This is a genomic window from Candidatus Nitrotoga sp. AM1P (assembly GCF_013168275.1).
Classification (GTDB): Bacteria; Pseudomonadota; Gammaproteobacteria; order Burkholderiales; family Gallionellaceae; genus Nitrotoga.
The window spans coordinates 2800278-2825573 of the sequence record NZ_AP019547.1 but is presented as its reverse complement, the minus strand read 5'-3'; the positions used below and the strand labels follow the sequence as shown (position 1 = coordinate 2825573).

The window sequence follows — 25296 nt, the reverse complement described above, 5'->3', positions numbered from 1 at the left end:
TTATGAAAGAACAATTTTACGACTTGAACATTGAGACGTTGGATGACGGAACCATCCGCCTAGAGCAGCGCGACTACTGCGGTGAGTCCGCAATTCTTGACCTACACCCGGCGCAAGCTGTCTACATCGCTGACAGCTTATCTCCAAACGTACCTGAACGAATCCAAACGCAACCGAACTGGGCAATGGAAAGAATCGCCACTCTTGAGCGTCGTTTGCTGTGGGTGCGTGACCGTTTTGAAGAATGCCATGCAGCCTTGCCGTCAGATATGTACAAACGATGCGGTGATGCTTTTGAGTTTGGCGCATGGCTGACGGCGAGCATAGACGTATCGAGCGAGTTTTGCGCTGACTTCCCCGAGACTTCAAACAATGCGCCGAGTAATACGCCGAGCAATGCTACTGCAAGCCCTCTGAAAGCGTCTTTGCTGCCCTTGGGTGATGGATGCCTGCCGAATGGAGTTAAAAGCGATAGCGTGCATCCTGAACGCGGCAACACTGAATTATTTTGACATAACGAAGGGGGGAGCGCATGAACAATCTCAAGAGTGAAATTAACAAAGCTGCACATTATCTGGCACAGGTGCATGCGGTGCGGATTAAGTACGCGCTCGATACCAAGTGCCGGGCAATGCTAAAAGAGGGCAAAAGCAAGGATGATGTGGCGCGGTATCTTGCCCAGATTGCCACGGACGGCGGGAACGGATTGGATGCGCTGATGGGGCATGCTGATAGCGCGCCTGGCAAGCATCAACCGGGCGTATTCCGACAACTACGCACGGGTGCATTATGACTGCGAGCTTCCACGAGAAATACAAGCTGGCCTATGACGAAATGAAAGCCAAGGGTGTTAGCTTCGCCGTGTTTGAGCATGGCAGGCAATGGCATGAGATAGACCGCAACCGCTACCATCCGAAACGTGTTTGTGGCGCACGGAAAAAGACCGGGGAACGATGCCGAAGCAAAGAGCTACACCGTGGCGGGAAGTGCAAGTTTCACGGCGGGCTATCCACTGGAGCAAGGACACCGGAAGGCAAGGCCAAGGCAATTGCGGCAATGCAGGCAGGACACGCCAAGTGGTTGTCTAACATGTACGCATAGGCGTGTGGGCGAGTTATGAATGCCATGCGATACAGCAAGGTTACCGCAAGGGTGTGACAACTACGCACACACACATTACGACTACAAGGTAGCAAGTGCAGGTGGGCGAGTATGGGTGCCATGCCCTTCGATGCGCAGTGGAGGTGTGGCGGATTATTTCCAGCACTGTAGCAGCACCGTCCATTTGCGCGCTTCCTCTGCTATGTTGGTCGTTGACCGCGAAGTTGACGTTTTGCGGAAGTGTGCCAGTGATACGCGCTGCCTTCATATCCAGTCTTGATGTTACGACCCCCACCACATTTCCCCTCCTGTCCATGACCGGCCACCGCTAGAGATATTCCGGCGATTATTTCTGTGGGACGTGGTAAGTGATACCCCAAAACTGGCCGTATTGAAAAAGTGTGGTGACATACTGGTGACATGACGCAAAGTTAACTGGGAACGAAAAAGGCCTGCACCGCTGCAAGCCTCATGGATACTGGTGCCGCTTGTCGGATTCGAACTGACGACCTACCGCTTACAAGGCGGTTGCTCTACCAACTGAGCTAAAGCGGCGATAAAACTATTGGTGTGCCATTCAGATGTTCTAATTCAACTGAACCGTACACTAAAACTGGTAGGTCGTGCCAGATTCGAACTGGCGACCAACGGATTAAAAGTCCGCTGCTCTACCGGCTGAGCTAACGACCCATATCCCTAAAGAAGGGCGCATTATACGGACTTTACCTGCCCTGTCAACGCGACAGGATGCATCATCCTGCAATGCAATAGCGTGTCGGATCAATTATTCCAGCAGTCTTGAAACCAGCCCGGCGCAGTTGGCAAGAATCACACAAAGCACATGCACGACCATCCGAATCTGCTTGGTAGCAGGACACTGTCAGGCTGTAATCCACACCAAGTCTCGTACCTAATTTAACTATGTCGGCCTTGGATAGACGCAGTAAAGGCGCGTGCAATGTCAAATATTTACCCTCTACCGCTGCCTTGGTGGCGAGATTTGCCATGCTTTCGAAGGCAGCTATATATTCTGGACGACAGTCGGGATAGCCAGAAAAATCAACTGCGTTCACTCCAATAAATATGTCCTGCACTTGCAATACTTCCGCCCAAGCCAAGGCGAGTGATAGCATGATGGTGTTGCGCGCTGGTACATAGGTCAGCGGAATGCCTGTTGTTGTCTGTTCCGGCACTGCAATGCGCGAATCTGTCAAGGCAGAACCACCAAATCCAGTCAAGTCAACGCTGATCACTCTCTGTTCAATCGCACCCAGTGCCTGTGCCACACGCTTTGCTGCAGCAAGTTCAGCATAATGGCGCTGCCCATAGTCCACACTCAACGCATGGCAAATATAGCCCTGCTGTTTTGCCATGGCCATCACAGTAGCTGAATCCAAGCCGCCTGACAACAATACTACTGCATTCTTCATTTTCCCTGCTGACCGCCCCACAATAACTTGTGCAATTGTACTTGCAGGCGCACCGTCAAGCTATCACGCAGAATCCAATCGGCCAGCACTGTAGGTGACAATTGATCTTGTGCGGGCGAAAATAATACGGTGCATTTGCCAGCCAGATCATGTTCTCGCAACACTTGCTTGGCCCATATATAATCAGACTCATCGCATAGGACAAATTTGATTTCGTCGTGTGCATGCAACACAGTAAGATTGCTCCACAAGTTCTTTTTCACTTCGCCAGATGCTGGGGTCTTAATGTCTAGAACCTTCATCACACGCACATCGACACTAGACACATCCAGCGCCCCGCTTGTTTCCAGCGACACCTCGTAACCTGCATCACACAAGGCACTTAGCAAAGGCAAGGAATTTTTCTGCGCCAGCGGCTCACCCCCAGTAACCGTAACATAGCGCGTAGGATGCCGTGCCACGGCAGTGAGTATTTCCACAACTGTCATATTCTGTCCGCCGCTAAAAGCGTAAGCAGTATCACAGTATGAGCAACGTAGCGGGCAGCCCGTCAGGCGCACGAAAACAGTGGGAAGGCCAACACGGCTCGTTTCGCCTTGTAAGGAATAAAAAATTTCAGTGATGCGCAACTGCTCGCTGACGGAGCACGTAATCATGAAAATCTGCTCTATTTAATATTTCGACAGCCGTTTCATGGCTTTATTGGTCGGGGCGGCACGGCTGCTTCAAGCTTATCTAAACGTCGCAAGCGAGTATCCAAATCAATATAAGAATCTCTCTGCCGCTTCTCTGTTTCTTGCAGGCTATGCGCTAGCACCTCGTCCTGCCCACGCAACCTGCGCAATTCATCTTTCTGAGTCTCGATCTGCGCTTGAAGATCAAATATCTCACGGGTTTGCTGCTTACGAATCTCAATCTGTTGTTTTATAGTATCAGCTTGCTGCTTGATTGTTTCAGTTTGCTGCTTGCCGCTACCCTCCAGATTGAAAACGCGTTCTTTGAGTTGCCGGATTTGATTATGTGCTTCTTCATCGGTAAAAAAAGCAGCATGTGCAGAGCATGCTGCAACGGTACTCCATCCAACAAATAGTGCAACGTGAAGTTTCATGCCAACCTACTTTGACGTGTAATTCAAATCAGTACGGCGATTTTGAGACCAAGACGACTCGTCATGTGTTTTACCATTAGGTTTTTCCTCGCCATAACTGACTGATTCAATCTGACCTTCTCTAGCACCACCCATTAGCAATCTCTTTTTTACCCCATCAGCGCGACGCTGCCCCAAAGCCAAATTGTATTCACTACTCCCACGCTCATCCGAATTTCCTTCCAAACGCACTGTACGGCTTGGATGCTCGGCTAGGTATTCAGCATGTGCTTGCACAATGGGCTTATCTTGCTCTGATATGGTATCTACATCGGTTGGATAATAAATAACACGCTTAGCCAGTAAGCTGTTCGGATTATTAAAGGGATCATTCGCTCCAGATTCAGCAGAGCCAGAGCCAGAGCCAGAGCCAGAGCCAGAGCCAGAGCCAGAGCCAGAGCCAGAGCCAGGGTAAATTGTCACACCGGAAGCACTTGTAAGTGGATGATCGCCAGCAATTACTGATGCATCAGGAAGAGAGGTTGCATCCATGGATGCATCATTATTACCGTCTTTTTTTATACCCGCTCCAGGAGGTTTAGCGCAAGCAACTAGGAAGTGTATTAACAATACGCCCATCACTAATTTTTTAAAAATTTTTATTGTATTCATAATATCAGCTCTCGCAAAGTTGCTACTTTTAAAAAAGTCCTAACGTTAGCCGCATACATCTTTGATTTTCAGGGCATCTCTTATTAATCCTGTTACCGCTAACATACGATTACGCTCACACGCAAACTGACAAAATACCCAAGATACAGACGCACTTCTTGCGAAATATCGGACAAGGACGCACTTACTTGAGGGTATCGAGACGTTTCTTGGCCTGATCAGCTATTTTACTTCCGGGGTATTTAACGATTATTTGATTGAGTGTTTTCTTGGCACTAACCATAGCCTTCAGTTGATACTGACTATCAGCAATACTTAACATAGCATCTGGCACATTAGGACTGGATGAATACTTGCTCACCAACAGCTGATAACTGTCCAATGCATTCTTGTAATCTTTTAACGCAAAATAGGTATTACCCATTTCATAGTGGATATTAGCCACGTGTTTCGATTCAGGATATTTTTTTAGAAATTCCTGGAAAGCATTAATAGCAGTCTGATGGTTACCGACTTTAACATGGCCATGTGCTAACTCATAAGCACGATTTTCCATATTGATCGTATCTGTTTCCAAGGCATTTCCATTAGTAGCCTTGATAAACGAAGATGATGGAGGTGCATTTCCAACCACTTTGACAGACTGAGAAGCAGATGGCGCTGATGATGTCCCAGCAACTATCGATTCAAAATGACGCAGACTGGCATCCATATCAATATAGAAATCTTTCTGCCGTTTCTCCGCATCCTGCAAGTTACGCAAGAGATCTTCATTCTGGCTGCGCAACCTGCGCAACTCAGTATTTTGAGCGTCATCAATCTTCGTTTGCAGGTCAAGCATTGAATTAGTTTGTTGCTTGTTGGCTTCTGCCTGCCGCTGTTTCGATTCTTGCAAGTTGCGCAGTAAATCTTCATTCTGGCTACCCAACTTGTGTAATTCTATGTTCAGTGAATCAACCTGCACTTGCAACTTGTGTATAGAACTGGTTTGTTGCTTGCTAATTTCTGCGTGCCGCTTCTCCACTTCCTGCATGTTATGCAACAACTCTTCGTTCTGATCTCGTAACATGTTTGCTTCATCATCTTGGGTTCCAATCTTTTTTTTCAGATCAAAAACTGCTACCGTTTCAACATGGCGCAAGCGGTTATTTAAATCACTGTTGAAACTTCTCTGTTTTTTTTCTATTTCCTGCAAATTGTGCATCAGCTCTTCATTCTGACTGCGTAACTCTGCGTTCTGTGCCTCAATATTTCCTTGTAAATCATGTATGGAACTGATTTGTTGCTTGTTAGCCTCTACCTGCCGCTTTTCCATATCCTGTAAGCTACGCGTTAATATTTCTTCGTTATGACTGCGTAACTTAGGCAATTCTTCGTTCAGAACCTGAATCTGCTTTTGTAGTTCAAGCGGAGATACCGTTTCAAAATGGCGCATGCGAGTATCCAGATCGGTATAAACATCTTTCTGACGTTGATTCGCATCCTGTAACCTATGATCCAAATCTTCATTCAGACCCTGCAACTTACGAAATTCTGCGTTTTGAGCGTCAATCTGTACTTGGAGATCCAGCATAGCTTGAGTTTGTTGCTTGCCGCTTTCTTCCAGCTGGGAGGTGCTTATCTTAAACTCTGATTGCTGCTGGTCGACAATGGAATTAATTTGTTGCTTGCTGATTTCCTCCAGCTGAGAAATACGGATTTTGAATTGGGCTTGCTGCTGATCAAGCATGGCATTAACTTGTTGCTTGCCATTTTCTTCCAGATTTGACATACGCTCATTGAGCTGTGTTTGCTGGCCGAACAAAGAATTGACTTGTTGCTTAGCGGTTTCTTCTAGATGAGAAATGCGCTCATTGAGCTGCGCTTGCTGGCTGAGGAAAGAACTAACTTGTTGTTTGCTGGCTTCAATTTGTTGCTTGCCCGTTTCCTCAAGATGAGAAACACGTTCAGTAAGCTGCGTTTGCTGACCGAAAAAAGAACCAGTTTGTTGTTTGTATATTTCGACTTGCTTTTGACTGGTTTCAGCCTGTTGCTTACTCCTTTCTTCTATCTGAGTAATATGCGCCTTCAGCTGCGTCTGCTGATCTAGCATAGTACTAACATGTTGTTTCAAAATCTCCAGCTGTTTTATGATTTCGACCTGTTGTTTACTGCTTTCTTCTAACTGAGAAATGCGTAACTTCAGCGCTTGTTGATCTAGTAAAGAGCTGGCCTGTTTTTTATTAGCTTCCGCCTGCCGCTTCTCAGCATCCTGAAAACTGTGCAACAACTTTTCATATTGAACGCGCAAAATAAGCAACTCTTTTTCATGATCCTTATAGAGATTTGTCTGTCGCTTTTCCGTATCCTGTAAATTGTGAACACGTTCTTCGTTTTGTCCATTCAACTTGCGCAATTCAGTTTTTTGGGCATCGATCTGCGTTTGCAGCTCATTAAACAATTGGAATTGTTGCTTAATGGTTTCAACTTGCTGTTTGCCCGCACCTTCCAGAGTGGTAAGGCGCTCCCCCAGTTGCCGGATCTGATTGTGCGCCTCATCGTCGCTGAATAGTGCAGCTTGAACCTGCACTGTCACAACACACAATCCTGCAAACAGCAAAACTTGAAACTTCATACCTTACTTACTTGACGTCATAGTTCAAGTCAGTGCGACGATTTTGTGACCAGGCAGCCTCATTATGAGCAGTAGACATTGGCTTTTCTTCACCATAACTAATCGACTCAATCTGGCCTTCTTTAACACCACCCACTAACAACATCTTCTTCACACCATCGGCACGACGTTGACCCAAGGCCAAATTGTATTCACTACTTCCTCGCTCATCGGCATGACCTTCCAGACGCACTGATCGATTTTGATGTTCAGCTAAATACTTGGCATGAGCTTGCACAGTGCGTTTATCCTGTTCTGGTACGGCATCAATATCGTTTGGATAAAAGATACTGCGCTTAGCCAGCAAGCTGCTCGGGATATTGAGAGAGTCTTCAGCGACCGCCGCTTCCCGCGCTGCAGCCGCCTTAGCAGCATCTCGTGCAGCATTGGCCTTAGCAGCATTCTGCGCAGCAGCCGCATTAGCCGCTTCGCGTGCCGCTGCCACATCAGCAGCTGCCTGTGCAGCAGACGCCTTCTTGGTGGCTTCAAGTTCCGCCGCAGCCTTGGCTGTATTAGCCGTTTCTCGCGCAGCCGCCGCACTAGCAGCTTCACGTGCAGCTGCCGCATCAGCAGCTGCCTGTGCAGCAGACGCCTTGGCTGCTTCAAGTTCCGCCGCAAGCTTGGCTGCATTAGCCGCATCCCGCTCCGCGGCCACACTAGCAGCTTCACGTGCAGCTGCCGCATCAGCAGCTGCCTGTGCAGCAGACGCCTTGGCTGCTTCAAGTTCCGCCGCAAGCTTGGCTGCATTAGCCGCATCCCGCTCCGCGGCCACACTAGCAGCTTCACGTGCAGCTGCCGCATCAGCAGCTGCCTGCGCTGCAACCGCCTTAGCTGCTTCCAGTGCAGCACCGTGTACCTCTGCCGCCTCTGCAGCTGCCTGCGCTGCAGCCGCCTTGGCGGCTTCCAGCGCAGCACTTTGCACCTCTGCAGCATGAGCCGCTGCTAGCAATGCAGCCTCTTCAGCGGCCTTTGCAGCAGCTGCTTTGGCAGCTTCCAGCGCGGCATTTTGAACCTCAGCAGCACGAGCCTCTGCCAAGGCTGCCTCCTCAGCCGCAGCCTTTGCTGCAGATGCTTTAGCAGCTTCCAGCGCGGCATTTTGAACCTCAGCAGCACGAGCCTCTGCCAAGGCTGCCTCCTCAGCCGCAGCCTTTGCTGCAGATGCTTTAGCAGCTTCCAGTTCAGCATTTCGAACCTCAACAGCATGAGCCTCTGCCAAGGCTGCCTCTTCAGCTACAACCTTTGCCGCTGCCTCTTCAGCTGCCGCCCCATTAGAAATAGAAGCTAAATTAGAAGTTTGAGACGCACTGTTTCGATCATTCAAGGCATCAACCGCCACAGAGGCACCCGGAGCAGAATCTACCGCTGCTGACAAGGGCGCATTAGCTGCCCGCCCCCTCTTTTTGAGGTCACCCACAGGCGGCTCGTCGCTGGCACAAGCAACTAATAGGCTCGCCAACAATACTCCAATCACTATGTTTTTCATCCTCTAATCCTTATCCCTAATTAAATAATTATTACTGCTTCAAAAAAGGCCCCCACGTCGGCTCACGAACATCGCCTGCCTGTGAGGACAACTTTTGCTTAACCCTGCCATCGCTGGAAACGATTGCAAGTATACCACGGCCCTGCGCCTCAGTTGCAAACAGGATCAGCTTTCCGTTGGGTGAAAAACTGGGGCGCTTTTCCCATCCACCTTCAGTCAACAATTGCATTTGCCTAGTCTGAAAATCCTGAACAGCAATATTAAATCGCCCATTACTTTGATGCGCAAAAACAAAACTCTTGCCATCCGGACTATATCGAGGCGAGAAATTATTGCCACCCTCAAAAGTCAGCCGCTCGGCAGTCTTCCCCTCCACTGGCATCCTGTAAATTTGCGCGCTACCTCCACGATCAGATGTAAACAACAGATGCTGTCCATCCGGAGAAAAGCTAGGCTCTGTATCGATCGCACCACTAAACGTGAGCCGACGCAAATCGGTTCCATCCGGACGAACCAGATATATCTGCGGACTACCATCACGCGTCAGCACGACGGCGAGGTGCTTGCCATCCGGCGCCCATACAGGGGCGCTATTACTTCCCCGTGCATTAGAAAGCACCGTTCGTTGATTAGTCACTAACGACTGTACATATACAACCGCATGACCCTGCTCTAATGTTACATAGGTAAGCTGGCTACCGTCCGGCGACCACGCTGGCGACATAATAGGCTCATTGATCGACAGTACAACTCGATCGTTATAACCATCGCTGTCCGCCACTACCAGGCGGTTATTCTTACCTTGCCGATTTACATACGCGATACGCGTACTGAATACCCCAGGATTACCCGTGAGCTTTTCATATATCAGGTCGGCAATGCGATGACCGATGGCACGCATTTGATCACCTTTGGCGGTTACAGCTTGACCAAACAACTCGGTTTGCTTAACTGCATCAAGCAAACGGAATTTAACCGTGACCCGACCATCTTGCTGTGTCTCCACACTACCAATGGCTAGAGCTTCCACACCACGCCAGTCGGCATATACAACCTCGGATGGCTCATGGGGTGTTTTGCTTGTCGGATTAACCAACCGGAACAATCCACTGCGCTTCAAGTCAAGGGATACTACTTCAGTAATGCTCTGAGCGAGCTTGTTTTCGTTGGCAAATGGCACAATGGCTACCGGAATCTGGCGTTCTCCTGCCCCTACAATATCAATGGTCAGTGCAGCACGAGCGGGTAGAGCGGCACAAAGCAAAACCAACAAAATCCAATGTCGTAACATTTTCACTCCTCTCATAAACTATTCCTTTGGACTAAATTTGAGACGCAATTCACGAAATTTGTTAAATAGCGTCACATCCGGCGGCAAGGGCAGCGGCTCCGCTTTCTTAATGGCACGTTCCACTGCGCTGTCATACGCCGCGCTCCCACTCGGCTTAACCAATACTGCATTTAACACCATACCACCGGGCAACAATGTTACTTCAAATTCCGCAAGCGCATTATACGGTATATCCGGTAACATCACGATATTGCGGCGAATCTTGGCCCGGATCTTGGCCGTATATTCAGCCACCTCCTTACCTATGGCTGCTGCTTGTGCAGCACGCGCGCGCTCTTGCTCGGCTTGTGCTTTCTGCTCAGCGCGCACACGCTCCTGTTCAATTTTCGCTCTCTGTTCGGCTTGCGCCTTCTGCTCAGCCTGCTCCTTCTGTTCCGCTAACAGTTTTTGCTCGGCATGCGCTCTCTGTTTCGCCCGCTCTTTCTCTTCGGCCTGCTCTTTCTTCTCAGCTAGGACTCTCTGTTTCGCCTGCATCTTTCGTTCAGCCTCAGCTTTTTGTTCCATTTCAACTTTTCGTTCAGCCTCAGCTTTTTGTTCCATTTCAGCTTTTCGTTCAGCCTCAGCTTTTTGTTCCATTTCAGCTTTTCGTTCGGCCTCAGCTTTCCGTTCCGCCTGTACCTTTTGTTTAGCCAAGGCTTTCTGCTCGGCCTGAGCCTTCTGCTCCGCTTCAGCCTTTTGCTCTGCCTCAATCTTATGTTCAGCCTGGGCCTTCAATTTAGACTGAGCATCCGCCTTTTCTATTTGACGCTTCGCCTCAAACTTCACAGCTTCTTGAAACTTCTCCTGCAACCGTTTTTTTTCAGCCAATTCAAAATCAGCTTTGAGTGACGCCGCAGATTTCACCGGCTCAATCACTTTAGATGGCTCGGCTTTCTCCAATTCAGCCTTAAGGTTGCGACGTATCTTGGCAACAATATTAGCCTGCTCGGCACGAGCTCGTTCATGTTCAGCCCGCACCTTCTGCTCTTCAATCATCTTCTGCTCAGCCTGCGCTCTCTGTTCTGCTAGCACCTTTTGCTCAGCCTGCACATTCACTTTTTCTATTTGCTGCTTAGGCTCTGTTTTTATCGGCTTGGATTTTTCCTGAGGCCTTTTCTTTTCAGATAATGCTATATCAACCTTAGGCGGCACCACAGGCGGCACAGGCTTACTCAACTTGGGGCGCTCAATCGGTGGTTTAGGAGGCTCAACTTTAACTGGTGCTGGAGTTGCCTCCATCCCAGGTAAGCTATCCCAAATATCCACCACCATGCCCTGTGGAGGCTGCGCCTTCCAGCTGGCACCAAAATATAACAGTACGAAAAATGCACAATGAACAGCCAATGCCAATGCCCCAGCACGAAGCTTATAGGGTTTGGCATACACGATCGCGCTCATCGCCCCGTGGTTTGCGCCAACAGACCAACCTTCTTAATCTGTTGCCGTTGCAACACATCCATAATGCTGATCACTTCTTCATAGCGCACATTCTTGTCCGCAGAAATCACAACGGGTTGATCCGCGTTCTGTGCCTGCTTTTGCTTAAGGAGCTCAATTAATTCCTCGCGTGTAACACTCTGCTCCTGACCTTTCTTACTTCGATCATTCAACGCCAGCGTGGTGTCTTTCTTGATAATCACTTCTAATGGCGCAACAGGCGGAGCGAGTGATTTACCCACGCTGGGCAGATCGATCTGCCCAGGGTTCATCAGTGGCGCTGTAATCATAAATATCACTAGTAACACCAACATTACGTCGATGTAAGGTACGACGTTAATATCGCTCATTGGACGCATAGCAGAACGGCGTGGGATCATGGCTGACGTTGCAGTACGTTAGAGAATTCTTCCATAAAAATTTCAAAACGTGATGCCAGGCGCGTAATATCATGCGAATAACGATTGTAAGCAACCACGGCAGGAATAGCGGCAAACAAACCCATCGCAGTAGCTATTAATGCCTCGGCTATACCGGGCGCAACATGTGCCAATGTAGCTTGGCCAACATTGGCCAACCCACGGAATGCATTCATAATTCCCCACACGGTACCGAATAACCCAACATAAGGACTGACCGAGCCAACTGTAGCCAGAAAGGCCAAATGCGATTCAAGAATATCCATTTCGCGCTGATAAGTGGCGCGCATGGCACGACGCGTGCCATCCATCACCGCATTATTGTCCATACCATGTTTCTTTTTAAGCTTAAGGAACTCGGTAAAGCCCGCTGCAAAAATTCGTCCCATACTGCCCGAATCACCGCGCATTACAGAAGTATTTTGATACAACCTATTAAGGTCATCATTATTCCAAAATGATTCTTCAAATTCCTCACTTTGCTTCACCGCCTGCCTGACAGTAAACATCTTAAGAAATATAAACCACCATGACATCAATGAAACCAGTAACAATAAACCCATTACCAATTGAACAAGTACGCTAGCGTTCTGAATCAAATGGATAAACGATAAATTCTGTGTTACATCCATATTTACAATATCCTTTAGTTTTTCCATTGCTCTCGCAATGCTTCCGGCACACCCACCGGCTTGAAATTATCCATTGCCACACATACCAGATGTATTTCCGCCTCAACCAGTACATCCTCGCCGCGCAACACTTGCTGACACAAGGTCACACGACTACGCCCGACATCCTTTAGTTGCGCGCTGACAGCAAGTAAATCATCAAGCAAAGCGGGCTTGAGATAATCCAGTCTTAGTGAACGAACCACAAACACCATACCAAATTCGCTCATCAACCCTTTATTACTATAACCATAACATTCCCGTAACCACTCAGTCCGCGCGCGCTCCAAAAAGTTCACATAGCTACCATGATATACCACTCCTCCTGCATCGGTGTCTTGGAAAAACACCCGCACTGGCAATGAAAAATTTGATTTACAGGCTGAATGAACCATATTTATCTAATATTAAGAATTTGTATCACCAAAAATCTAACGCACTATATTGAACAATGCCATTCATATCGTCAGCCGCATATTTCTATATTAACAAGGCATCAGTTGAACCGACAACCCCTCTCGGCTCCACTGTGCTAATTAAGCTGTCATCACACTTATACTTTCACTCCAACGAATTTCAGTTATGTGCAAAACTCGAATGGGTTCAACAAATTGAATTCAATACCCACGAAAAATCCCGGATGATATACTCTCTTGGCTCGCCAAGCAGTCGCAAATCATAGGGTAAGTATTATGGTTATGGCATGATGGAAATATCATGCGATGCATGGTGGCATACCCATGTACGCACACATCGCACCACTGCGGCCATTTTCACGCGCCAGCACACGTAGGACAGGAACACCCATCGTTCTCATGTGGTCTACATGGTTAGCGTCAGGGAGGTGTGCCATGCTACGGCTAAAGCAATCGAGGAGTAAGTTAGAAATGTAACAACGGCATAATCCAAGCATGCTCTGTAAAACAGTACGCTGGAACTTACCCGTTTATTTGCCTTGGCAACGACATTATCGATTCCAGCAGCTTGCAACATCACCGCCAGCACCTTGTACCCCCGTATTTGTTAGAGTAAGCGTTCCACATATATCTCCGGCCATTGAACCCTGCGGTACGGCTTGAAGCGTAAAGGTGGTATTTGTCACTGCCTGGAGTGAAATGGCGTACTGTACAACGCCAGTTCTGGGTGATTGAGTAATGGGTGGTGCAACGGCCACATCATCTACTGTATTGACAATACCATCTCCCCCTACGGTCGCATCATACTGATTATTTGCCGTATAAAACTGCTCCATAAATTGAGCATTTTCATGGAGTATTGCCTTGGCTATTGCCCGGTTGGATTGTCTCACATGATTCTGGTAGGAAGGCAAGGCAACCGCTGCCAGAATACCAATGATTACAATTGCAACCATAAGCTCAATTAGCGTAAAACCCCTTAGCTTGCTTAAATCCGCCTTAATTTTCATAATGTTGTTTGCTCAGCTCCGATCCATATTTTATCCGTCATTCGGCTTGGTAGGATTACAGACCATTCTGCCTTCAGCTCCTGTAACTGCAAACTATGCGCGACAAATATTCCTGCCCCTGGCACTACTCAAGTAAAAAAATATTTTTCGACTTATCAGCCTGATTTCCGCTAAAAAAGAGGCTTAGCGAACAAGTTCTCGCCATGTAATCCGGCCACGTAATCCCGCAGGGCCTTTAGTAGCCGGTGTTTTCACCAGCGAACCATCGGCTGTAGAAGATATTAATACATCATCCATTGCACCCCTGATCCGCGTTACGCCCCCCACCGCAAATCCAATTTCTATACCCGCAGATAGTCCATCATTTTGGGCAACAACCCCATTTTTATTAATATCGAAAGTTGGAATGGAGAGCATTCCGCCCGTCAGGAAATCCACCGCACTCACAAATCCCTTGCCACCAAAATCACAGGGTGAGACAGATGGAACAATGGTAGTAAATGCTAAAATCCCATTCTCCAAAGTAGGTACGCCCGTTAGCCTTTCTCCAGAGACAGGCAGGTCAGAATACCAGCCTTTTACAGTGGCGGAATAAGGCACCGGAGTCTGTGTGGCGGTTCTAACCGTAGCATTTGTCACGACCTGCTGAACTAAATTTGTCAATGTTACCGACGCAGTCAGGCTATAGTCCCATACCCCATACATAGTCTGGGTATTGGTCGATGTGGTATCCCCTGTTTCAAGATACTTTCCAGTGCCGAACATAACCAATAGCCCCCCTTTTGGGTGAAAACTCACGACCGGCGGAGAGATGATCGGTTTACTGGTGCCTGATACAAAAAGTGGCGCGCCACTTAAAGCCATACTCCAGCTGGAAGGGGTAGCAGAAGCAACATTAAATTTCCACAGATTACCCTTGATGTCACCTGCGTAAATCACGTCAATCAAACCATTTCCATCACTATCAAATGGCATCGGCGTGGAAAGGCCATTGCCTGTACCCGCATCAGCAACCAGCTTGATATAATCAGTACCGATTGTCCAGGTGCCATCTTCACCGCCTGTAATAAACAAAACATAAAGTGCTGCTTTACCGCTCGCGCTGTTATAACCATTACCAATCACCACAGCCCATTGATTGTTTTCCATCTTTACAATCTGGCTGGATTGGCTGGTAAACGGATTAATCGGTGGAAGATTGTAGCTGTAACCCATGTCCACATCATCGACATTAGTAAATTCCCAAAGTAACAAATTGGCAGCATTTGCTGTGGTAAAACCAGTTGGGTCTGTTATATCCAAGGCATAATAACCCTGACCACCCCCATTTAAACTGCCCACGAGGACACTTTTCCAACTGGGCGTTGCACCAACATAAACATCCGCTACCATGGGAGAGCCGTCCACAAAATAGTAATGGCTGGCATTGTAATCCTTGTCGCTCAGCCTATTCAGATTCGGGTAAACCATGCTGGGTACATAAGCAATGAGTTCCTTGCCTTCATCAGCTGCCGTACAGCCTGGTGTTACGCCCTGAATGCAGGCGTTAAAACCATGCACCATGCCGTCATTTGCACCTACATAGACCACCGGAGTTCGATTCTTGAAGGTGGTTCGAAATGCAGCATAACCCGCATGGTCCACATCGGAATGTCCTGCATTGGGACGGCCTACATAATAAGGCCCGGAATTAACAATATCCCCCAGTTTGCTGGTAGGGCGACTACGAAATTTATTTATGACGTTTGCACTGGCACAACTAAAAGTCCCGCTGCCCTCATTAACAGCAATGCCACGCAAATAGGCCACCCGTTCCAGGCCACAGTTATCGACCGTATTTGCAACATTTTTATCCAGCAGTGCCTTTTGTGCCGTAGTCAGGTTGGCATATTCAAAAGGTACGCCATCACTACTGCCCTTGGTTATGATGACACGGGTGGTAGGTGCAATTATGTCCGATGCAAGTGAGACGGCCCCTGCATTCCATTCTGTCGCTCCTAACAAACCCGCCGCATTAATGGGGATTGATAATAATTGCCCAGTCCAATCCCCACTATTAAATTTGGCCTGGTATATCCGGCCATTGGTTATCAACGAATTCGAATTGGCGGCCACAGCCGAAGCAGAACCTGTGCGTGCCACAATAGTTGTCAAGGCATTGGTCAAAGCATTGGCAAATGTAGCCGGGTCAGCGGCACTAAAAAAATTACCGCGGCTATTGACGGCAGCATGCCAGAGATCATCTATTTTTGCCGAATCGCTTGAAGTCGGATCCGGCCATGCCTCCGCGCCAGACGGCAAGTGCGTAAGATTCCCACTCACACCTAGTCCCACTGTAAAAGTCACCATATGCTGCCAGAATGCCGGATCAGCGGAATTGGTTGGTACTTTATTGGGCATATCGGTGCGTAAATCATTTTTCCAATAGTTCATTGCCACATCAGCCAGAGTGTTACTAAAACTATCAGAATAAGGAAGAGCAGGAGTATAGGTATACGTTGGTGGCGTAGCCGGAGAAGAATGGTTGGTAATACTGGCGCCCGCCGTATTGTCAGAATTCCCTATGGAACTACTGTCGCTCCAATAACCATCTGTCGTCAAAATATTGAAATTCTGGCGGCATACCTGCTGCGTACCCCCATCCGTACCCGGCGTCTCTCCCCAAGGGCCTTTATTGTCTGTACGCTTAAAGTATTTGCCAACCTCATCTACCGCACTTAGGAGCGGTGTACCTGAAGCCGGAATAGTATGCCCGTAAAGATTGTTAAAAAAATTTGTCCTGTCTGTACCGGTGAACTGTCTTACACCGCTTATAACTGTACCTGCCGAAGTTACACCATCGATAGTAGCAGACCCCTTATTAATGGCTGCAAAGCCCACTCGCATGGTATTCCCCTGCGCAGCGAATGCCCTGCCGATACCCGCGCGTGCTAACAATACACGGGAACGATAATAGGTGTACCAATTCGCAAAGTTCTGAATTTCCTCATTGTAAGTACAGGCAGGTGCGGCGACACAATCTTTGCGTGCTACCCCGCCAACATAAGAAGACGTGGAAGATATAATCTTAACCTGCATATAACTACTAGCCGAATTGATGTCACCACCGTTATAGTCGAAATATACTGCTGGGTAGAAAGTTTTTGATTGATTAGAAGATAAAGTCCCGTCACTCTTCAACCAACTAGCACTTTGTGTATTATCGACGGTAAGATTGCGGCAGCCTTTATCGGTATCTACGGGATTATGCGGGGCGCAAGTTGGATTAGCATTAGCCATCAGAGATCCGTCAGCGTTGCTCCAGGGCTGATACCTTACGGTGGGATTATAATAAATTTTGTTGACCTGATTGGAGCGTAAAGAGGCGGTGTAACGATTGGTCGAGACGAAATCGACGACACGGTTATTGTAGTCCGACCCACCATAGATACCTGCCGCACGCGGAAACATATAGTACACCTGTTGAAGAATCAAACTTTCGGGCATAATTTCGAAATGCATCGACCCGGAATCATCCAGCGTAAACATCACATTAGGCGAAATATTGCCCCCCAGAAAAAGAGGGTTATTGGAAAGTGGCAACAGAGCATAAGCTGATCCAGCTAACCCGAGAGGTAAACACAAAATCCATTTTAATCCCATAGCGCATATTAAATTTTTTTTCATGATTTCAATCTCCTATTTAAAACCGGATGGCTATGGCTTGAATATTTCCTGCAACCAAACAATCGTGCCAGGTCTGGCTCCTTGCGCACGTACAGTAACGCGGTAGTAATAACTGAAGTTACTACTTCCCGGCGGCGTTTTTTTAATGCCCTCAATCAAATAGGTGGGTGCAGGAACACCTGCTGGTAAAGCAGGCGCCGTATAGTTGATACCATCAACCGTAAAAACGGTACCGGGGGTATAGGTAAGAGGACAATTTGGAGTACAACTAGCTATAACAGATTCGATGGCAGGAGCAGGTTGATTTTGACCATAGTAACAATACCCTCCGGTACATGCCGCATCAAAACCGGTTATGCCATCTATCGAGCTAGGTGTATTGGTTGCGGGATCATTATCGCGGATATGCTGTTCGGCATAACGCAGTCCCATTTCTGCCGCCTGTAACGCTAGATTGCGATCACGCATATTGCCGGACATGAGTTCTTCCAGATTCGCCATCTTCATGGCGGTAATGCCGAGCAAGGTTAGTATTACCAATAAAACCATCGCGGTAACGAATACTGCACCGTGCTGATTTCGTGGCATGTAGAAATTTGCGTTCATGGCAGGTTGTTTACCCGGTTGCGCAAATTAAATGTGGCCGTGAAAGCGCGCCTGAGCCGCCTGTCAGCAGGAACAGCGACAGCGGCGCCGTTGCAGTTCAGGTAATTATTACCCGCGGGAACAATATTTATTTGATTAGAACGGATCAGTACACAAACTCGAGTTGTAATCACCTGATTCCAGTTAGCCGGTAGGAGAACATACTGATCGACTGACTGGTCACCAGTGGTATCAATGCCGTAAAGAACCTGAAAGTCCTCTATATTCTCCAATAACGGCTGACCGGAAACCCCAGCCCCGGGTGTAACCGGCGCAGCACCGATAGCTCCAGCACATTGTAATTGCGCATTCGCTGCATCCAGATTAAAGTGGCTCTGAATGATATTATTGCCAGCTAAGTAATCGGCTGCTGTAACTGCTGTGCCGAATTGACAATCTCGATCCCCAACCGCACCATCGTACTGCACAGTTAATGTATCGGCCGCCGTACCTGCGCCATTAATACCTGTGATAGCCAACCCTGAAAATCCAACCTTAAGACCCGTGAATGGTATTTCTGCATTACCCGCCTGCTTGATGCTACGCCCGAGAATTTCCAGCGCGAAACGACCGCTCTCCTGAATACGGGCGTTATCCTCCTGTACACGAAAAACCTGGCGACTGCTGCTAAAAACTGTACCAATAACCAGTAGCAATACCAGGCCAATGATCATTGCGATCATTAGCTCCACCAAGGTTAAACCTCGCTGTAAACTAGGCACCTGGCGGACTTGAAGAATTGCGGTTGCTCGCAGAAGCTGACTGAGTGAAGACAGATTCTGGCGTTTTCGCAGGTCGTTTCCTGGATCAAGTGCTGACCCAGCACGATTAATTGGTGAGATCAACATCAGGGAGAAAATCTTGTCAAGAAACAACGCGTATTAACTGCCGTACCCACTGGACATGCAGGATCCGCTACGCCCCCCATTTCTTTTTCAATCCACATCAGAGTAATTAAAAAACCCGCTGCAAGGTTTCCGGCTACGGTTCCAACACCACCCGGTAACAGGACGGAATTGGCTCTATTCCACTGTGCCTGATCATAAATTGACATTTGTACCGCGGTGCAGCTTGCTGCCACACAATCAGCACTGACCGGAATAACAGCAGTCAGCGCATCGTAATTTCCAGCACGGACACCTGTCAGATTGGCCCGCATACGATCTGCAATGTCCAGCGTTTGCTGAGTCGCAATTGAGCGGTAATGCGCGGTATTGTTGCTGCGCAAACCCGTTGTAATCAAAGCTGCCATGCCTAACAAACCAAAAGAAACTACCAGAATCGTGACCAGCACTTCCAGCATACTAAAACCACTCTGCTTATGATTATTAATCCGCCTTTTCAAATTGAGTGTGCAATTTATGCGCATGCGCCGCCTCCTTTAACGGTACGCAAATGACCCTGATTACTCAAAGTTAAACTTCTAGACATGGCGGTGCCGCGGCTATCACATAAAGAAAAGGTGTCATTAAACCCTAGCGTAAAACCACTTGCTGCGAATGTCACCCTTGTACTGTTGCCAGATGTCAACGTACTTTGACCAGGTAATGCAGTACCAACCCGGATAATTTCTTCCCCCGTATCTACTGTGCCATCACTATCAGTGTCTGCAAACACCAGCCAGCCATTTGTCCAGACTGTCCCACCAGCGCAGGCAGTACCGTTTGTACTGGGGCAAATTGTAGTCGGGCTACTTCTTTTAATGGCCTCGCTTTTAGCGAGCATCATGGCCGAGAAAAAATTATTACTCTGTGCTATAAGCTGATTATCCTGAACAAAAGTCCGATAGCTTGGTGCTGCCACAGCTAACAGAATACTTGCCACACTCAATGTAACAAGTAGTTCAATTACCGTAAATCCTCTGTTGACAGCTATGTACATGACACCCATTCCTTCAGCATTCGAACATTCAAAGCAGTTTGCAGTAACGATCAAACTATAGTAACGGTCAGATCCAGAGTAACTTTAATTTTTTTAAAAATCGGGAATTCATTAATCTATTTCTCTCGCTCAGATTACTTGGCGCAGGGAAAATGGATTTACCTCTTCTGCGGGTGACTCAAAGTTGATTACCCACTTTATTCACATAAAATCCTTTTTATTCAATTAAGAAAACACTATGCCCTACGTCAACATTCGCATTGCCGGTATCCTCAGTCGCGAACAGAAAGCCCAGATCGCAGCAGAGATCACCGACACCCTAGAACGCCTTGCACACAAACCAAAGCCCTACACCTACATTACCTTCGACGAACTGCCAGACGAAAACTGGGCGATTGCAGGAAAATTACTGGATGAAGAATAAGCTGAGCGCCAGGTCGGTTGCCGTCATCGGCGGCGGACCTGCTGGACTGATGGCTGCAGAAGTATTGATTCAGGGCGGCGTGCGGGTTGATCTGTACGATGCCATGCCATCCGTGGGGCGCAAATTTCTGATGGCTGGCAAGGGCGGGATGAATATCACGCATTCCGAGCCAATGGAACCATTCCTCTCACGCTACGGTGCACGCCGCGACCAGATCAAGCCGCTACTCGACGCCTTCGGGCCTGATGCTCTGCGAGAGTGGGTGCATGGCTTGGGCATAACGACATTCGTCGGCACATCCGGGCGCGTATTTCCGACTGACATGAAAGCTGCGCCGCTCTTGCGCGCCTGGCTGCACCGCTTGCGCGAGACAGGCGTGCATTTCCATATGCGCCATCGCTGGTGCGGATGGAATGAAAATGGTTCGCTTCGTTTTGTCACCCCACAGGGCGAGCACACCGCGAATGCCGATGCAGTGGTGCTCGCACAGGGTGGCGGCAGTTGGGCGCGGCTCGGTTCCGATGGCGCATGGGTACCGCTTCTCGAGCGGCGCGGCATTTCTGTTATGCCATTACGGCCCGCAAACTGTGGTTTTGATGTCGGCTGGAGCGAGCACTTCAGCTCCCGCTTCGCCGGACATCCGGTAAAAACGGTGACGGTGACCTTTATCGATACAGCGGGAGAGATCCATCGTCGACAGGGTGACCTCATGGTGACGGCGACCGGGATTGAAGGCGGACTGATCTACGCGTTGTCCGCACGCCTGCGCGATGAGATTGCAGCTACAGGCGCGGCAGTCATCTACCTTGATCTGACGCCCGGAAAAGACTTGCCGCGCATCATCACCGAGATAGCGCATCCGCGCGGTTCCCGTTCGATGGCCAGCCATTTGCAGAGCCGGGCAAACATCAAGGGGGTGAAAACTGGCCTGCTGCGCGAACGGGTGCCGCCATCAGACTTCGCCAACCCCGAGCGCCTTGCGGCTTCGATTAAATCATTGCCATTACGACTCATCGCACCTCGTCCGCTGAATGAAGCCATTAGCAGCGCGGGGGGCGTCGCCTTCAAGGCGCTGGATGAATGTTTGATGGTGCGCACCATGCCCGGCGTATTCTGTGCGGGCGAAATGCTGGACTGGGAAGCGCCCACCGGCGGCTATCTGCTCACCGCCTGTTTCGCAAGCGGACGCGCCGCAGGTTTGGGAGTGCTGGCTCACCTCGAATGCGGGAACATTTAGTTATGGCTAAACTAAATCTTCCAGCCCTGGCCAATCCGACCTCATACCGTAAGGTTGATCAAATATTCAATAAGCTGCGCGCCGCCGAAGCCACCGAAGGGCAAGAGCAGCGCGCGTAGCGCGGGCTGCTCAGTGATGGGGGCAAACACGCCCTCCCGAGTGTTGCGAATACGCTCTAACAGCAATTTGATCTGTTCCGTGCTAATTTTCGGTTCAGTCAAGCCCGATGGCTTGCTGCTAGCTACGGTCAAAGGTGAGCTGCCTTTCAACCTCGCCTGATCAAACGTCGTATAGACCTCTACAAGTGGGATTTTCGGCGCAGCCTGCATGCGCAACAGCAGCGTTTCGTAGTAAGAGATCACCTTGGTGCGCGCCGCGACGGCCCCTCTACGCAGCAGCACCTCGCTGCCGAGTGCATAGGCCAGCACAAGTCCGATGACAAAGACTAGCACCAGCGGAAAATTCATCGCGTCCAAAAGATCGCTCCGCGCAATTACCATGAAAAGGATAGAGACGAACGGCAGGTAGATAAGGCTGTGAATGCGTTGCGTGGCGCGCATAATCAACTGAAAATCAAGGTAGCCCGAAAGATATGCGCGCGGCACGCCAGTCTCGGTCTCTTGGCGACCGAGCAACCGCTTAGGCCACACGCTATTCATATTGCTCAAAACCCTAGTGAGCTGCGTGCAAGCACGCGTCTGGTAACTAACCCAGAAGATAACCGGCCACAAAATCAACGCGTTGAGGGATGCAACAAAGTAGTTCAGGTTTTGCACAAGCTGACCGCGATGGGGAAAAGATGGCATTTCGAAGACTCGGTACGCCACAAAAAAGAGTACGCCTACCATTACCGTGGAAGACACGATCCAGCCCATCATCTCGCGCATGCTGGTAGCACGCAGGTAGTTTTGCCACAAGGTAGATACCTCAACCCCCGGACCAATTGGTTTCGGGTCAGTCGTGCCCTCCCTATTGAATAATGCCAGCTCGACATACGGGCCAGCACACATTGCGGACCATCTGCTGCGCGCCAGCCTCCAAGTCTGCGGCAGGGCGAAATTAAAGTTCTTGGAGATGAGACGCGCCTTCCCCCGGATTAAGCACCAAAGCGCGAACGCAAACACCAGCGTGAGCACGAGGCCGATGAAGTCTAACATCAGACTCGGCCACACGCTGATTCCCTCAAACCACACGAACGGCTCACCGACCCCTTGTTCATACGAAGCATCCATTAATCTTTTGGTACACAGAGAGATAAGCACCCCTAAAACCAACACACTCACGCCCGCCAACAAGAGTTTTACAGTTTTCAATTTCATAGGGAGCGTTAGCGCATTTTTTATGATGGACCACTTCCCACGAATACGACAGCTTGCCATGGCGGCCAACACGAATCCAAGGGCGATCATTACGAAAACCTCACCCATATACTGGAATGATGGCATGAGCAGAGGCCTGTACGGCTCGATGTCCGCGCACTCTGGCCAGTGATTGGGGGCGCAAGGCTGGTATTTATTTTGAACAGGGATGCCCTTGGAGTTAGAGTCTTTATCCTTGGATGTGTACCAGTCTTTGAGATACTCAACAGTCGGCGACGCGAGACGCACCGCCTCGGTCCGACCAATCTCGAAGAGCTGCGGATGCAACCACTGCGCCATCTTGTCGTTCCATTCGAACATCGTATTTTTCTTCTCGAGTGCCATCAATGTAGCGAGGTAAGTCGCGGTCTGATAGCTATCCCGGAACGGCGAGGCTCGCTGCTGTAGCTCTGGACGTAACGACAAGCCAAAGCTGGACGCGACCACCAGATTGCGCGCCCAATCCTTCTGATCAGCGTGCAGGTAGCGGGCATCGAGGTCAGTGGTAAAAAATATCTTGTCCTTGAAACGACTTCGAAGCGCCTGGAGGATCAAAAGTTTGTCGTATACGTCGGCACCGATGATACCGATCGCTTTTATGCCATTCTCTGCAAATTGCTTGTCGTTACTGAGCCGTTCAATCTCGCCAACAAGTCGCCGCAGATGGTCATACTGGCTACGTCCTTCGGCGTGTTCTAACGGCACATCCAAGAGTTGCGCGCGCAGATTTTTTGATTTTTCTCCATCGTCCTTGTACGGTACATTGGTGTCCGACTTTTTAATATCAGGCAGCACGCCGTCCAGCCCGCGCAAGTAGTTAAATGTGCGTACCCTCATCAGCGGGTCAGTATTGGTTCCGCAGAGCGACGAAAAGCCCTCGTTAAGGCTCTGGGATAGCGAGCGGGCATACTGTGAGTCCCACTCGCTGATTAACACCAAGCCATCCTTGCAATCAGGCTTGTTATCCGGCTGCCTCCACGATTCGCGATTGACGCCGCGCTGCCACAACTCCCACAGCAACGCGACCGAGAGCATGTCGTCGGTGCCGATCGTGCGAACGATCGGGGTTGTTTCCGAATCGTTCCATTTGGAAAAGCCTTCTATCTTGATGCATTCATCCAGCTTCTTAGCTGGTATCTCATCCCCTAAGTCGCGTGACAGTTCGCAATTGGAGATAGTCGCGCTGGGCGAGAACACCTGGAGCGTAATGCCAGGATACAGCGCCTTAGAATTTGATTTCTGTTTATCCTTATTGGAAACAAGCTTCATCAGCGCCTCCGACCCCGCCGGCCCAATCAGCCTGACATTGAGGCTTTTACTGGTGTCGAACTGCAACGTGCTCTTATCCACCAAAGTGTTAAACAAGTATTTCAGCTGATCTGACAGAGTAACGGTCGGAGTAGCGGTCGGAGTAATTATCGCCTTGCCATCTTCGGACCAGGTGACCACGTCTAACGGTGGAATGGCCGGAGTAATGGCCGAAACAGTGTCGAGCTTTTCTTCGTTCAGCCAGAGCACAAGCACATTAGGCGGCTTTTCTAACTTGTTATAAAACGGGGGCTTCCCCCGCTCATAAGAAGACAGAGGCTTTCCCCGCTCGTACCATTCGTATGGCACAGCAAACTTGTCGCCGTTCCCGGGCTCAGGCTGGTGGTCGAAGTAGCCTATCGCATTGTTGTTCGAGGGATGATAGTGATGAAAACCTAGCGCCGAGACCACCGCGGAACGCATGCGGCGCCGCCATTCGGCATCTGCATCGGACGAACTACCAAAAACACTCACAGCAACGACCGTCACGCTGTTCTGTTTAAGTAACTCTGTAATGAGCGCCTTCACCCTTTTAACGTCATGCTTCCTCTCGTTCTCCTTACCATTCTCCTTGTTTTCCTTCTCTATGTACTTCTCTACCGCTGCGAGCGGATCCTGCCATAATCGTGCTTCAACATCTTGTTGGGTGGCCGGCACAAATTTCACGCGCTCTGGATCGATCGGACGCGCGCTTTCCAGCGGCACGTTCTTGACCACCACGCCTGCCGCCAATAACGCCAACATCACAATGGGCAATGGGTTGGCAAATAAACCGCTGGTTTTGTCGTTGTTGTCAGCACTCATAATTAACTCCTTGCTATATTACTTGTCACCTTTTCCTGGATAAGGCTCCCCATCGGCCACAGAAGAATCTCACGGTCTGATAGTAAAGCGACGCCAAAAAAAGAGAATAAGCAAACTGCTTATTTTTTAACTATTGATACGGCACCGTTTATGCAAGAAGTCGTTCGCATTGAGCTTGTCGAAATGTGAATGGCTTCTTATGCTTCGACAAGCTCAGCACGAACGGCAGTCAAGTTCAATTCGTGCCGGATCAATAGTTTTAGC

Annotated in this window: 24 protein-coding genes and 2 tRNA genes; 6 read left to right on the top strand and 20 right to left on the bottom strand. The window is 49.2% G+C overall.

All coding sequences use genetic code 11. The annotated features are described in order from the left end of the window. The first annotated feature begins 2 nt into the window (after positions 1-2). Genes W01_RS12875 through W01_RS12860 form a run of 4 tightly spaced genes read left to right on the top strand, consistent with a single transcriptional unit; the run spans position 3 to position 1381 of the window. Positions 3-512, top strand: coding sequence for a hypothetical protein (locus tag W01_RS12875; protein WP_173055317.1), 510 nt, complete (start codon positions 3-5; stop codon positions 510-512). 20 nt (positions 513-532) lie between these two features. Then, positions 533-793: a hypothetical protein gene (locus W01_RS12870; protein WP_173055315.1), complete on the top strand. Its 261-nt coding sequence runs from the start codon at positions 533-535 to the stop codon at positions 791-793. Next, positions 790-1101 (top strand): HGGxSTG domain-containing protein, encoded by a 312-nt coding sequence (locus W01_RS12865; RefSeq protein WP_198421295.1) that lies wholly within the window; start codon positions 790-792, stop codon positions 1099-1101. The genes W01_RS12870 and W01_RS12865 overlap by 4 nt, the downstream gene beginning before the upstream one ends. Before the next feature lie 19 nt (positions 1102-1120). Beyond that, complete coding sequence (locus W01_RS12860; RefSeq protein WP_173055313.1) at positions 1121-1381, top strand: hypothetical protein; 261 nt, start codon at positions 1121-1123, stop codon at positions 1379-1381. 199 nt (positions 1382-1580) lie between these two features. Here the strand turns inward: W01_RS12860 and W01_RS12855 are convergent. The 19 genes from W01_RS12855 to W01_RS12765 all read right to left on the bottom strand — a co-directional run bounded on the left by W01_RS12855 (position 1581) and on the right by W01_RS12765 (position 19901). Next, positions 1581-1656, bottom strand: a tRNA-Thr gene (locus W01_RS12855). A 59-nt stretch (positions 1657-1715) separates the two neighbouring features. After that, a tRNA-Lys gene (locus W01_RS12850) sits at positions 1716-1791 on the bottom strand. Between the two features lie 62 nt (positions 1792-1853). Further along, the gene (queC, locus tag W01_RS12845) at positions 1854-2531 is read right to left on the bottom strand and encodes a 7-cyano-7-deazaguanine synthase QueC (RefSeq protein WP_173055311.1); all 678 of its coding nucleotides are present in this window, start codon (positions 2529-2531) and stop codon (positions 1854-1856) included. Beyond that, entirely contained in the window at positions 2528-3187 is a 660-nt protein-coding gene (gene queE, locus W01_RS12840; protein ID WP_173055309.1) for a 7-carboxy-7-deazaguanine synthase QueE, read from the bottom strand. The genes queC and queE overlap by 4 nt, the downstream gene beginning before the upstream one ends. Before the next feature lie 35 nt (positions 3188-3222). Then, entirely contained in the window at positions 3223-3639 is a 417-nt protein-coding gene (locus tag W01_RS12835; RefSeq protein ID WP_173055307.1) for a YbgF trimerization domain-containing protein, read from the bottom strand. 6 nt (positions 3640-3645) lie between these two features. Further along, positions 3646-4290 (bottom strand): OmpA family protein, encoded by a 645-nt coding sequence (locus tag W01_RS13960; RefSeq protein WP_242006969.1) that lies wholly within the window; start codon positions 4288-4290, stop codon positions 3646-3648. Between the two features lie 184 nt (positions 4291-4474). Continuing rightward, positions 4475-6904 carry a tol-pal system protein YbgF gene (gene ybgF / locus W01_RS12825; RefSeq protein WP_173055305.1) on the bottom strand — a complete coding sequence of 810 codons (2430 nt, stop codon included), beginning with the start codon at positions 6902-6904 and terminating at the stop codon, positions 4475-4477. Between the two features lie 7 nt (positions 6905-6911). Next, positions 6912-8426 (bottom strand): OmpA family protein, encoded by a 1515-nt coding sequence (locus tag W01_RS12820; RefSeq protein WP_173055303.1) that lies wholly within the window; start codon positions 8424-8426, stop codon positions 6912-6914. A gap of 31 nt (positions 8427-8457) precedes the next feature. Further along, the gene (tolB, locus tag W01_RS12815; RefSeq protein WP_242006968.1) at positions 8458-9717 is read right to left on the bottom strand and encodes a Tol-Pal system beta propeller repeat protein TolB; all 1260 of its coding nucleotides are present in this window, start codon (positions 9715-9717) and stop codon (positions 8458-8460) included. Positions 9718-9735: 18 nt separating this feature from the next. After that, positions 9736-11154 carry a cell envelope integrity protein TolA gene (gene tolA, locus W01_RS12810; RefSeq protein ID WP_173055299.1) on the bottom strand — a complete coding sequence of 473 codons (1419 nt, stop codon included), beginning with the start codon at positions 11152-11154 and terminating at the stop codon, positions 9736-9738. Further along, the gene (tolR, locus tag W01_RS12805) at positions 11151-11573 is read right to left on the bottom strand and encodes a protein TolR (protein WP_173055297.1); all 423 of its coding nucleotides are present in this window, start codon (positions 11571-11573) and stop codon (positions 11151-11153) included. Before tolR ends, tolA begins: the two co-directional genes overlap by 4 nt. Further along, positions 11570-12244 (bottom strand): protein TolQ, encoded by a 675-nt coding sequence (tolQ, locus tag W01_RS12800; protein ID WP_173055987.1) that lies wholly within the window; start codon positions 12242-12244, stop codon positions 11570-11572. Before tolQ ends, tolR begins: the two co-directional genes overlap by 4 nt. Before the next feature lie 14 nt (positions 12245-12258). After that, entirely contained in the window at positions 12259-12678 is a 420-nt protein-coding gene (ybgC, locus tag W01_RS12795; RefSeq protein WP_173055295.1) for a tol-pal system-associated acyl-CoA thioesterase, read from the bottom strand. A 572-nt stretch (positions 12679-13250) separates the two neighbouring features. After that, on the bottom strand, positions 13251-13709 hold the full coding sequence (locus tag W01_RS12790; protein WP_173055293.1) for a type IV pilin protein: 459 nt from the start codon (positions 13707-13709) through the stop codon (positions 13251-13253). Positions 13710-13892: 183 nt separating this feature from the next. Further along, complete coding sequence (locus W01_RS12785) at positions 13893-17375, bottom strand: pilus assembly protein (RefSeq protein ID WP_173055291.1); 3483 nt, start codon at positions 17373-17375, stop codon at positions 13893-13895. 30 nt (positions 17376-17405) lie between these two features. Next, a complete protein-coding gene (locus W01_RS12780; protein ID WP_242006967.1) occupies positions 17406-17963 on the bottom strand; it encodes a pilus assembly PilX family protein in 558 nt (185 codons plus the stop codon). Between the two features lie 14 nt (positions 17964-17977). Continuing rightward, a complete protein-coding gene (locus W01_RS12775; protein WP_256380150.1) occupies positions 17978-18742 on the bottom strand; it encodes a PilW family protein in 765 nt (254 codons plus the stop codon). Between the two features lie 125 nt (positions 18743-18867). After that, complete coding sequence (pilV, locus tag W01_RS12770) at positions 18868-19389, bottom strand: type IV pilus modification protein PilV (protein WP_173055285.1); 522 nt, start codon at positions 19387-19389, stop codon at positions 18868-18870. Next, on the bottom strand, positions 19380-19901 hold the full coding sequence (locus W01_RS12765) for a GspH/FimT family pseudopilin (RefSeq protein WP_242006965.1): 522 nt from the start codon (positions 19899-19901) through the stop codon (positions 19380-19382). The genes pilV and W01_RS12765 overlap by 10 nt, the downstream gene beginning before the upstream one ends. 238 nt (positions 19902-20139) lie before the next feature. On the opposite strand from W01_RS12765, the gene W01_RS12760 reads away from it, so the two are divergent. Both W01_RS12760 and W01_RS12755 read left to right on the top strand, forming a co-directional pair. Continuing rightward, a complete protein-coding gene (locus W01_RS12760; protein WP_173055281.1) occupies positions 20140-20325 on the top strand; it encodes a tautomerase family protein in 186 nt (61 codons plus the stop codon). Then, complete coding sequence (locus W01_RS12755) at positions 20315-21562, top strand: TIGR03862 family flavoprotein (RefSeq protein ID WP_173055985.1); 1248 nt, start codon at positions 20315-20317, stop codon at positions 21560-21562. The genes W01_RS12760 and W01_RS12755 overlap by 11 nt, the downstream gene beginning before the upstream one ends. A gap of 41 nt (positions 21563-21603) precedes the next feature. Here the strand turns inward: W01_RS12755 and W01_RS12750 are convergent, their stop codons facing one another. Next, positions 21604-25032, bottom strand: a complete 3429-nt coding sequence (locus tag W01_RS12750; RefSeq protein ID WP_173055279.1) for a hypothetical protein — start codon at positions 25030-25032, stop codon at positions 21604-21606. Positions 25033-25296: the final 264 nt, after the last annotated feature.